11 protein-coding genes and 1 riboswitch are annotated in these 10,287 nt (G+C 72.6%); of the genes, 9 read left to right on the forward strand and 2 right to left on the reverse strand.

Annotated features, from left to right (window positions below; all coding sequences use genetic code 11):
- Positions 1–75: 75 nt before the first annotated feature.
- Positions 76–1,179 (forward strand): galactose-1-phosphate uridylyltransferase, encoded by a 1,104-nt coding sequence (galT, locus tag DEI94_RS14165; protein WP_111011513.1) that lies wholly within the window; start codon positions 76–78, stop codon positions 1,177–1,179.
- Complete coding sequence (gene galK, locus DEI94_RS14170) at positions 1,176–2,321, forward strand: galactokinase (RefSeq protein ID WP_111025723.1); 1,146 nt, start codon at positions 1,176–1,178, stop codon at positions 2,319–2,321. The genes galT and galK overlap by 4 nt, the downstream gene beginning before the upstream one ends.
- A gap of 134 nt (positions 2,322–2,455) precedes the next feature.
- On the opposite strand, the gene DEI94_RS14175 is transcribed toward galK, so the two are convergent.
- Both DEI94_RS14175 and glyA read right to left on the reverse strand, forming a co-directional pair.
- Positions 2,456–3,376, reverse strand: coding sequence for a bifunctional methylenetetrahydrofolate dehydrogenase/methenyltetrahydrofolate cyclohydrolase (locus DEI94_RS14175; RefSeq protein ID WP_111025907.1), 921 nt, complete (start codon positions 3,374–3,376; stop codon positions 2,456–2,458).
- Between the two features lie 29 nt (positions 3,377–3,405).
- Positions 3,406–4,704: a serine hydroxymethyltransferase gene (gene glyA, locus DEI94_RS14180; protein WP_284158458.1), complete on the reverse strand. Its 1,299-nt coding sequence runs from the start codon at positions 4,702–4,704 to the stop codon at positions 3,406–3,408.
- Positions 4,705–4,739: 35 nt separating this feature from the next.
- A riboswitch (ZMP/ZTP riboswitch) is annotated at positions 4,740–4,825 on the reverse strand.
- 93 nt (positions 4,826–4,918) lie between these two features.
- On the opposite strand from glyA, the gene clpS reads away from it, so the two are divergent.
- The 7 genes from clpS to nagA all read left to right on the forward strand — a co-directional run bounded on the left by clpS (position 4,919) and on the right by nagA (position 10,286).
- The gene (clpS, locus tag DEI94_RS14185; RefSeq protein ID WP_111011538.1) at positions 4,919–5,197 is read left to right on the forward strand and encodes an ATP-dependent Clp protease adapter ClpS; all 279 of its coding nucleotides are present in this window, start codon (positions 4,919–4,921) and stop codon (positions 5,195–5,197) included.
- The gene (locus DEI94_RS14190) at positions 5,194–5,682 is read left to right on the forward strand and encodes a DUF2017 family protein (protein ID WP_111025724.1); all 489 of its coding nucleotides are present in this window, start codon (positions 5,194–5,196) and stop codon (positions 5,680–5,682) included. Before clpS ends, DEI94_RS14190 begins: the two co-directional genes overlap by 4 nt.
- Before the next feature lie 61 nt (positions 5,683–5,743).
- Complete coding sequence (locus tag DEI94_RS14195; RefSeq protein ID WP_111025725.1) at positions 5,744–6,175, forward strand: MarR family winged helix-turn-helix transcriptional regulator; 432 nt, start codon at positions 5,744–5,746, stop codon at positions 6,173–6,175.
- 198 nt (positions 6,176–6,373) lie between these two features.
- On the forward strand, positions 6,374–7,711 hold the full coding sequence (locus DEI94_RS14200; protein ID WP_111025726.1) for an MFS transporter: 1,338 nt from the start codon (positions 6,374–6,376) through the stop codon (positions 7,709–7,711).
- A gap of 60 nt (positions 7,712–7,771) precedes the next feature.
- Positions 7,772–8,629 (forward strand): formyltetrahydrofolate deformylase, encoded by an 858-nt coding sequence (gene purU, locus DEI94_RS14205; RefSeq protein WP_111025727.1) that lies wholly within the window; start codon positions 7,772–7,774, stop codon positions 8,627–8,629.
- Positions 8,630–8,634: 5 nt separating this feature from the next.
- Positions 8,635–9,123 carry a YrdB family protein gene (locus tag DEI94_RS14210; RefSeq protein ID WP_258377950.1) on the forward strand — a complete coding sequence of 163 codons (489 nt, stop codon included), beginning with the start codon at positions 8,635–8,637 and terminating at the stop codon, positions 9,121–9,123.
- A complete protein-coding gene (gene nagA, locus DEI94_RS14215; RefSeq protein WP_111011520.1) occupies positions 9,120–10,286 on the forward strand; it encodes an N-acetylglucosamine-6-phosphate deacetylase in 1,167 nt (388 codons plus the stop codon). The genes DEI94_RS14210 and nagA overlap by 4 nt, the downstream gene beginning before the upstream one ends.
- Position 10,287 lies beyond the last annotated feature (1 nt).

The following is a 10,287-nucleotide window of genomic DNA, read 5'->3' on the forward strand; positions in this document are numbered from 1 at the left end:
CTGCTTCCGTTCCGTTTCGCAATCCTTCGTCCGGGAGTAGGGTGGCCCGGTGTCCACCGATGGGAAGGAACACCAGTGAGCGGGATCACCAAGCGGGCGACGACCCTCGCGGACGGTCGTGACCTCATCTACTTCGACGACGCGGACACGCAGCTGCCCGCCGAGCGTCGCATCGACGAGCGCGTGCTCGACCCCCGTCCCGCCACGGCGCACATGCGGCAGGACGTCCTGACGGGCGAGTGGGTGTCGATCGCCTCGGCTCGACAGAACCGCGCCTTCCTGCCGCCGGCCAACCTCGACCCGCTCGCGCCCCAGACGGACGAGAACCCGTCGGAGATCCCGAGCCGGTACGACGTCGCCGTCTTCGAGAACAAGTCACCCTCGTTCGGTCCCGACCTCGAGGCCGACGACGCACCACCGTCGGTGGCCGCGCTGTCCGAGGTCGGCCTCAACCGCACCTACCGGTCCGTCGGGCGCTGCGAGGTCGTCTGCTTCAGCCCGGAGACGAGCGGCTCGTTCGCGTCGATCACCGAGTCCCGCGCCCGGACCGTCGTCGAGGCGTGGGCCGACCGCACGGCCGCACTGTCCGCCATGCCGGGCATCGAGCAGGTGTTCCCGTTCGAGAACCGCGGCGAGGCGATCGGGGTCACGCTGCACCACCCCCACGGGCAGATCTACGCCTACCCCTACGTGACGCCCCGCACGCAGCGCCTCCTGGCGTCGATCGAGCGCTTCGGGCCGGACCTGTTCGAGCAGCACCTGGCGAACGAGCGGGCATCGGACCGGGTGGTCCTCGCGGGCGAGCACTTCACGGCGTTCGTGCCCTTCGCCGCTCGATGGCCGCTCGAGATCCACATGCTGCCGCACCGGCACGTCCCCGACTTCGCCGGCCTCACCGACGCCGAGAAGGACGAGCTCGCGCACATGCACCTGCGCCTGACACGGGCCCTCGACGCCCTCTACGACTCCCCCACGCCCTACATCGCGGCGTGGCACCAGGCGCCGGTGTCGATCGGCCGCGACGCCGTCCGGTTGATGCTGCAGATCACGTCGCCCCGGCGTGCCGAGACGAAGCTCAAGTACCTGGCCGGCAGCGAGGCCGCGATGGGCGCCTGGATCGGCGACGTCGTGCCCGAGGCCCAGGCCGAGTTCATCCGAGGAGGGATCGAACGCGTATGACCACCGACTTCCAGAGCGTCTTCGGCGCGGAGCCGACCACGCGGTACTCGGCACCGGGCCGGGTGAACCTGATCGGCGAGCACACCGACTACAACGACGGGTACGTCCTGCCGTTCGCGATCGACCGCCGCACCGTCGCCGACATCCGCGTGCGCGACGACCGGCTGCTCCGCGTCGCGTCGTCGTTCGACCCGGAGGGCGGCGTGCAGGAGCGCTCACTCGACGCGCTCGACCCCGCCGACATGGACGGCTGGTCGGCGTACGTGTTCGGTATCGCCTGGGCCCTGCAGGACCGCGGAGCGGACCTGTCCGGCGCGACCGGGCTCGACGTCTTCATCCACTCCGAGGTCCCGGTCGGAGCGGGGTTGTCGTCGAGCGCCGCGATCGAGTGCGGCGTCGCGCTGGCGTTCGACGAGCTGTGGGGCCTCGGCCTCGACCGGCAGGAGCTCGCGCGCGTGGGGCAGTGGGCCGAGAACAAGGCGGTCGGGGCTCCGACGGGCATCATGGACCAATCGGCGTCGCTGCTCGGCCGGCAGGACGCGGCCGTGTTCCTCGACTGTCGATCGCTCGAGGCAGAGGTCGTCGACCTCGGCTTCGACGCCGCGGGGCTCGAGCTGCTCGTCATCGACACGCACGTCCAGCACGCCCACGCCACCGGGGGCTACGCCGCACGTCGGGCGTCCTGCGAGCGGGGGGCCTCGGTGATGGGCGTGTCCGCGCTCCGCGACCTGTCCGTCGACGACCTCCCCCGCGCGCAGGAGCTCCTCGACGACGAGACCTTCCGCCGCGTCCGGCACGTCGTCACCGAGGACCAGCGTGTCCTCGACACCGTCCGCACGCTGCGCGAGCAGGGTCCGCGCGCGATCGGCGACCTGCTCGTCGCGTCGCACGCGTCGATGCGCGACGACTTCGAGATCTCGGTCGCCGAACTCGACCTCGCGGTGGAGACCGCGCTCGAGCACGGCGCCCTCGGCGCCCGCATGACGGGAGGCGGGTTCGGTGGCGCCGCCATCGCGCTCGTCGACCGGGAGGCCCGGGACACGATCGCGGACGCGGTCACCGCCGCCTTCGCCGCGGCCGGGCACACGGCGCCCACCGTGTTCACCGTGCACGCCGACGAGGGTGCCCGGCACGACGCGTAGCGCCGGCGGTCGGGACGACGCTCCCACGGCGCCGACCAGCAGCGAGATCGAACCGCGCGATGCCGTTCGAACACGGGGATCCCGGTGTTCGAACGGCATCAGCGTGTTCGACGCCGACGGCCGGCGCGGCGAGCTCAGTGTCGGTGGCGCTCGGCGGCCTCGACGACGTTCTTCATGAGCATCGCCCGGGTCATCGGCCCGACGCCGCCCGGCACCGGCGACAGGAACCCGGCCACGGACGCCACGGCGGGGTCGACGTCGCCACGGAGCTTCGCCCGACCCGTCTCGGGGTCGACGACGCGGGTGATCCCGACGTCGATGACCGCCGCACCGGGGCGCACCCAGTCGGGCTGCACCAGACCCGCGACACCAGCGGCCGCGACGACGATGTCCGCCCGTCGGGTCTCCGCCGCGACGTCGGACGTGAGCGAGTGCGTCAGTGTGGCCGTCGCCTCGAGCCGGGTGAGGAGGAGCCCGAGGGGTCGTCCGACGGTCAGCCCCTGCCCGATGATCGTGACGTGCTGTCCTCGGATCGGGACGTCGTACGCGCGGAGCATCTCGACGATGCCGCGCGGCGTGCACGGGAGCGGCGCGTCGATCGTCCCCGCGCCTCCCGGCACCGCGAGCACGAGCTCACCGAGGTTCGTCGGGTGGAGGCCGTCGGCGTCCTTGTGCGGGTCCATGAGTTCGAGCATCGGCGTCGGGTCGATGCCCTCGGGCAGCGGGAGCTGCACGATGAACGCGGTGACCGCGGGGTCGTCGTTCATCTGCAGGATCGCCGCGCGGATGTCGGCCGCCGACGCCGTCGCGGGCAGGTCGATCCGCACCGACTCGATGCCGATCTCGGCCGAGTCACGGTGCTTGCCGGCCACGTAGGACAGCGAACCGGGGTTCTCGCCCACCAGGATCGTCCCGAGTCCGGGGCGCACGCCGTGCTCGTGCAGTCGTGCCACGCGGATCCGGAGTTCGCCCCGAACGCGAGCGGCCAACGCGGCGCCGTCGACCCGGATCGCCGTGCCGTCGGCGTCGAAGCGGTCGCGCGGGAGCGGCGGCAGCTCGTGCTCCGCCGCCGTGCCGGTGTCGCTCACGCGTACAGCGGGAACGCGGCGGTCAGGGCCTTCACCCGGGCCGAGAGCGCGGCGATGTCCGGCTCCGGCATGAGCGTGGCCGCGATGACGTCCGCGACCTCGGTGAACTCCGCGTCGCCGAACCCGCGGGTGGCGAGGGCGGGCGTGCCGATCCGGACGCCCGAGGTCACCATCGGCGGCCGCGGGTCGAACGGCACGCTGTTGCGGTTCACGGTGATGCCGACCTCGTGGAGGAGGTCCTCGGCCTGCTTGCCGTCGACCTCGGACGCGCGCAGGTCGACGAGCACGAGGTGCACGTCGGTCCCGCCGGTCAGGACGTCGATGCCCGCTGCCTTGGCGTCGGGCTGCGTCAGGCGCTCGGCGAGGATCTTGGCGCCGCGGACGGTGCGCTCCTGGCGGTCCTTGAACTCGGGCTCGGCCGCGAGCTTGAACGCCGTGGCCTTCGCCGCGATGACGTGCATGAGCGGCCCGCCCTGCTGCCCGGGGAACACGGCCGAGTTGAGCTTCTTGAAGAGCGATTCGTCGTTCGACAGGATCACGCCCGACCGCGGCCCGGCGAGGGTCTTGTGGACGGTCGAGGACACGACGTGCGCGTGCGGCAGCGGCGACGGGTGGAGGCCCGCGGCGACGAGCCCGGCGAAGTGCGCCATGTCGACCCAGAGCTTGGCGTCGACCTCGTCGGCGATGGCCCGGAACTTCGCGAAGTCGAGCTGCCGCGGGTACGCCGACCACCCGGCGATGATGACCTTCGGCCGGTGCTCGAGCGCCTTCGCGCGGATGTCGTCGTAGTCGACCTCGAAGGTCTCCGGGTCGACGCCGTAGGCCACCGCGTTGTAGAGCCGCCCCGAGAAGTTGAGCTTCATGCCGTGGGTGAGGTGCCCGCCGTGCGCGAGCTCGAGCCCGAGGATGGTGTCCCCGGCGGAGGCGAGCGCGTGCAGCACGGCCGCGTTCGCCTGGGCGCCGGAGTGCGGCTGGACGTTCGCGTACGCGGCGCCGAACAGTGCCTTCGCCCGGTCGATCGCCAGCTGCTCGGCGATGTCGACGAACTCGCATCCGCCGTAGTAGCGCTTGCCCGGGTAGCCCTCGGCGTACTTGTTCGTCAGGACGGAGCCCTGCGACTCGAGCACCGCGCGGGGCACGAAGTTCTCGGACGCGATCATCTCGAGGTAATCGCGCTGGCGCCCGAGCTCGAGCTCGAGGACCCGGGCGATCTCCGGGTCGACCTCGGCGAGCGGGGCGTTGAAGGTGGACGGCAGGCGGTCGGACGTGGCGGCGCTGGGCTCGGAGATGGACACGGTGGCTCCTCGTGGTCGTTCACGGAACGGTCGGGTCTCGTGGCCCAGGCGTACGGCCGCGATCCGTGTCTGTTGCCGCTCCCCGATGGTGACCCATCCAACGCCAGTCGCGACAGCAGGGATCGTACCAAGGCAGGCCTCCCGGGCGCGAGGGCCGAGCCTGCACGAGCAGTGGGCGAAGCGACCGGGCGCGTGCGACCCTGGAGGGGTGACGATGCTCGAGCCCGACCTGGACGTCCGGGAGCGCACGCGCTCGGACGCGCCCTGGGTCGCGGTCGTGTGGGACGACCCAGTCAACCTCATGTCGTACGTGACGTACGTGTTCCAGACCTACTTCGGCTTCCCTCGACAGAAGGCCGAACGGCTCATGCGACAGGTGAACGACGAGGGCAGGGCGGTCGTCGCGCGCGGTCTGCGCGAGGAGATGGAGCGCCACGTCGAGGCCATGCACGGGTTCGGTCTGCAGGCGACGGTCGGCAGGGACGCCACGTGATCCCGTTCGTCCGACGTCGCGACGGCGTGCACCTGACGCTGTCGCGGGGCGAGCGCAGCGTGCTCGAGAGCCTGACGGCGCAGCTCATGCAGATCCTGCAGGGGGACCTGGCCGGTGATCCGGTCGCGCTGCGGCTGTTCCCCGTCGCGTACCCGGACGACCCCGAGGCGTCCGCGGAGTTCCGCCGCTACACGATCGTCGACCTGCAGACGCAGAAGGCCGAGAACGCCCGCATCGTGCACGCCTGGTTGACCGGCCGCGTGTCGGGACCCTTCGACCGGGAGGCCGAACAGGCGTGGCTCCGCTGCCTCACCGACCTGCGGCTCACCGTCGCGGAGCGGCTCGGGATCACCGACCACGACCCGGACGACCCCGACGCCGATCCGGACGGTGTCGGGAGCGAGATCGGACTCCGCGACGTCTACGACTGGCTCGGCTACGTGCAGGAACACCTCGTCGTCACCCTGCAGGGGCACGGGGACTGACCCCCCCCCCCCAATGGAAGTCTGCCTTGCAAGGCTGGCTTCCCAGGCGTAGCGTCGTCGCGTGACCGAGCGCAGCGCATCCGACATCGACCTCGCCGAGGCGCTCATCGCCGTGCACGGCCGGTTCCGTCGCACGCTCCTCGTCGCCAAGACCGACGAGATCTCGCCGACCCAGTCCGCCGTGATCGGCCGCCTGCTCCGCGACGGCCCGCAGACCACCGCGGACCTCGCCCGCGCCGAGGGCGTGCGCCCGCAGTCGATGGGTGCCACGATCGCGGGTCTCGTCGAACTCGGTCTCGCCGTCCGTGAGCCGCATCCCACGGACGGCCGGCGAGCGCTCGTCCAGCTCACCACCGTCGGCCGGGAGGCCCGTGCCGGTTCCCACGCGAGCCGCACGCGCCTCGTCGCGGACCGGCTCGCGGGCCTCCCGGCCGAGGACCGCGCCGCCGTCGAGCGCGCGATCGATGTGCTCGGGTCGCTCGTCGACCCCTGACGCGGGCGCCGCACCGCGCTCCCGCCGTGGCTCCACCGCCACCCCGCCCGCTCGCTCGCCGCACCTCCAGCTCGCCGCACCTCCCGCTCGCCGCACCGACCGAAAGCCGCCGTCACGTCCGCGTCCACCGCATCCGTCCCCACCACCGGCCCCGCACGGCAGCGCCACCCCGGTTTCGGCCCGAAGCTCCTCGTCCCGGTGCTCGTCGGGCCGCTCCTCAACCCGATCAACACCACGATGGTGTCCGTCGCGCTCGCGCCGATCTCCCGCGACCTGGGCATCGGGTCCGCGCAGGCGATCTGGCTCGTCGCGGCGCTGTACCTCGCGAGCGCCGTCGCCCAGCCGTCGATGGGGAAGCTCGCTGACCGGTTCGGGCCGAAGAAGGTGTTCCTCACGGGGCTCGTCATCGTCGGCGTCGCCGGGTTCGTGCCCGAGTTCCTCACCGGGTTCGGGGGCGCCGTCACCGCTCGCGTGCTCATCGGCATCGGGACCTCGTCCGCCTACCCGGCCGCCCTGACCACACTCCGCCAGCAGTCCGAGCGCATCGGCAAGCCGACCCCGCCGCTCGTGCTCGGCGCGCTCTCGATCACGTCCCTGGTCTCCGCGGCCGCCGGGCCACCGCTCGGGGGCGCACTCATCGCCGCCTTCGGGTGGCACGCGATCTTCCTCGTCAACGTGCCACTCGCCGCCTTCGGGTTCGTCGTCGCGGGGCTGTGGCTGCCGTCCGACGCGTCGCGGCCCCGCCGCGACGACGGAGTGCCGGTGCTCACCGCGCTCGACCCCGCCGGCATGCTCCTCATGACCGGGACCGTGTCCGCGCTGCTCGTGTTCCTGCTCGACCTGTCCGACGGCCTCTGGTGGCTGCTCGGGGTCGCCGTCGCGCTGCTCGTGGCCCTCGTGCTCCGTGAGCTCCGGGCGGTCAAGCCGTTCATCGACGTCCGGCTCCTCGTCACGAACCGGGCGCTGAGCCGCACGTACATCCGGTTGTTCCTCGTCTACATGGTCGCGTACACGATGACGTACGGGTTCTCGCAGTGGGTGCAGGACGTCGCCAGCTACTCGAGCGACCAGGCCGGGTACATCCAGCTGCCCTCCGCCGTGATCGCGGGCGTCGTGTCGTTCCTCGTGGCGCGACGGACCCGCGTCCGGACGCCGCTCGTGATCGCAGCCACGGTCCCGGTCGTCGGCGGGCTGCTGCTCCTCGGCCTCCACGCCGGCAGCCCGGTCTGGCTCATCGCCCTCGTGCCGACCATGTTCGGGGTGCCGCAGGGGCTGGCGTCGGTCTCGAACCAGGCGGCGCTGTACCGGCAGGTGCCCTCGTCGTACATCGGCACCGCGGCGGGTCTGTCCCGGACGAGCGTGTACATCGGGGCGATCGCGGCGTCGTCCCTCATCGGCGGTGTCTTCGGCGAGCGCCCCACCACGCCGGACCTGCACCTGCTCGGATGGGTGATCGTCGGCGTCGCACTGCTGCTGTCCGCACTGACGATCCTCGACCGGGCACTGCGGCGGGCGGATCGCAGCGCCGCGGGCTGACGCGGGGCGGACGTGCGCCGCGCCTCCCGGGCCGTCCGCTCGCCCCGATACGCTGAGCGGGTGACCGACCCGACCCACTGGACACTCACCCTCGTCTGCCAGGACCGCCCCGGGATCGTCCACGCGGTGAGCGGCGCCGTCGTCGCGGCCGAGGGGAACATCACCGAGTCGCAGCAGTTCTCGAGCGAGGACACGAACACGTTCTTCATGCGGCTGCAGGTGCTCGCACCCGTCTCGCGCGCGGCGTTCGAGGCCGCGCTCGCCCCCGTGGTCGAGCGGTACGACATGACCGTGCAGCTCGACGTCGTCGGGCGCCCCCTGCGCACGCTCGTGCTCGTGTCGAAGGCCGGGCACTGCATGAACGACCTGCTGTACCGGCAGCGGAACGGGCAGCTCCCGATCGAGGTGCCCCTGGTGCTGTCGAACCACCCGGACCTCGGCGAGCTCGCCGCGTTCTACTCCGTGCCGTTCGAGCACCGCGCGGTCGTCGACGGGGCCAGCAAGCGTGCCATGGAGGCGCGGGTCCTCCAGGCCGTCGAGGAGCACGACATCGAGCTCGTCGTGCTCGCCCGCTACATGCAGATCCTCTCGCCCGAGCTGTGCGCCGCGCTCGCCGGCCGTGCGGTGAACATCCACCACTCGTTCCTGCCCGGGTTCAAGGGCGCCAACCCGTACCGGCAGGCCCACGCCCGGGGCGTCAAGCTCATCGGGGCGACGGCGCACTTCGTGACGAGCGACCTCGACGAGGGACCGATCATCGAGCAGAACGTCGTCCGGGTCGACCACTCCCGCACGCCGCAGCAGCTCGTGTCCATCGGACAGGACGAGGAGTCGCGCACGCTGACCCAGGCCGTCCGCTGGATCGCCGAGGACCGCGTGCTCCTCGACGGCGGCTCCCGCACGATCATCTTCCGGTGAGCGACATGTCGAACCCGCCGCAGTCCCCCGTCGACTGGGAGGACGTCGCACCGCCCGCAGCCGGCGCGGGCCACGCCGCCCCCGCTCCAGGCCGCGCCGCACCCGCCGCGGGCCGCACGTCGGCGGCCGGGGCTCCCCGAGCCTCCCGGCCGCGCCGCCGCGTCGACGTCTGGACGGTCGTCCGGGTGGCCGTCATGGTGTTCGGCCTGTTCTCGCTCGCCTACTGGGGCTACATCTCGTGGGCCTTCCCGAGCCCCGCCGTCGTGTTCATGGTCGGGGCACCGGTGTTCGCCGCACTCGTGTGGTTCTTCTTCCGCTCGCCGCGGTCCCCGATCCCGACGGACGCGGTCGGCAAGACGATCGTCGAGGTCGCGCTCATCGTCGCCGCGGGCGGCGCCTGGCTCTCCATCGGCCGGCCGTGGGTCGGACTCGTGTTCATCGTCGTCGCCGCGGTGTCGGGCATCGTCGTCGGTCGCCGGGAGACCGCACCGTGACCGGCCGGGAGGCCCGGACCACGCTCCTCCGCGCCGCTCGCGCGGTCGACGTGTCCGGGATCGTCGAGGACCCGTGGCTGCTGCTCGACGGCGACACGATCCGAGCGACGGGCAGCGGACCGGACGCCCCCGCAGCGGAGGAGGTCGTCGACCTCGGCACGGCCACGATCACGCCCGGGTTCGTCGACCTCCACGGGCACGGTGGGGGCGGCGGCGCCTACGACCACCCGGACCAGATCCCGACCGGCCTGGCCGTCCACCGTGCACACGGCACGACGCGGTCGGTGATCAGCCTCGTGGCGAACCCCGTGCCGGTGCTCGTCGACCACCTCACCGCGATCCGCGCGCTCGCCGCCCGGGACCCGCTCGTGCTCGGCGCGCACCTCGAGGGACCGTTCCTGTCGCCCGACAACCGCGGCGCACACCACCCCGCGTACCTGGTCCCCCCAGATCCGGACGCCGTCGCCGCGCTGCTCACCGCGGGCGAGGGGGTCCTGCGCCAGATCACGATCGCGCCGGAACTGCCCGGCGCCGAGCGGGCGATCCCCGCCGTCGTGGAGGCCGGGGTCGTCGCCGCGGTCGGGCACACCACGGCGGACCACGCGACCGCGCAGCGGGCCTTCGACCTCGGTGCCTCGATGCTCACCCACGCCTTCAACGCCATGCCGGGGATCCACCACCGTGCCCCCGGGCCGATCTCGGCCGCGATCGCCGACGACCGTGTGACGCTCGAGCTCATCCTCGACGGCGTCCACGTCGCGCCGGCGGTCGCGCGGATCCTGCTCCGCGCCGCCCCCGGCCGTGTCGCCCTGATCACCGACGCGATGGCGGCCGCCGGCTCCCCCGACGGCGACTACATGCTCGGCGACCTGGGGGTGCGGGTGACCGACGGCGTCGCGCACGTGGCCGGCTCGGACACCATCGCCGGATCGACGCTGACGCAGGACGCCGCCCTCCGCATCGCCCTGACGCAGACCGACGTGTCGCTCGTCGATGCCGTCGCGGCACTCACGGCCGTCCCCGCGAGTGCCATCGGCGAGGGGGAGCGCCTGGGCCGACTGGCACCCGGGTACGCGGCCGACGTCGTCGCGTTCCGCGGGGACTGGACCGTCGCGGGGGTGTGGGCTGCGGGGGTGCCGGTGGCCGGGGCCTCCGCCGACTGAC

Origin of the sequence: Curtobacterium sp. MCBD17_040, from assembly GCF_003234805.2 — a bacterium.
In the GTDB taxonomy this organism is placed as follows: Bacteria; Actinomycetota; Actinomycetes; order Actinomycetales; family Microbacteriaceae; genus Curtobacterium.

Excerpts from the sequence above, each read along its gene's own strand:
- galK (WP_111025723.1), top strand. The coding sequence starts at position 1,176 with ATGACCACCGACTTCCAGAGCGTCTTCGGCGCGGAGCCGACCACGCGG.
- clpS (WP_111011538.1), top strand. The coding sequence starts at position 4,919 with ATGCTCGAGCCCGACCTGGACGTCCGGGAGCGCACGCGCTCGGACGCG.
- DEI94_RS14210 (WP_258377950.1), top strand. The coding sequence starts at position 8,635 with ATGTCGAACCCGCCGCAGTCCCCCGTCGACTGGGAGGACGTCGCACCG.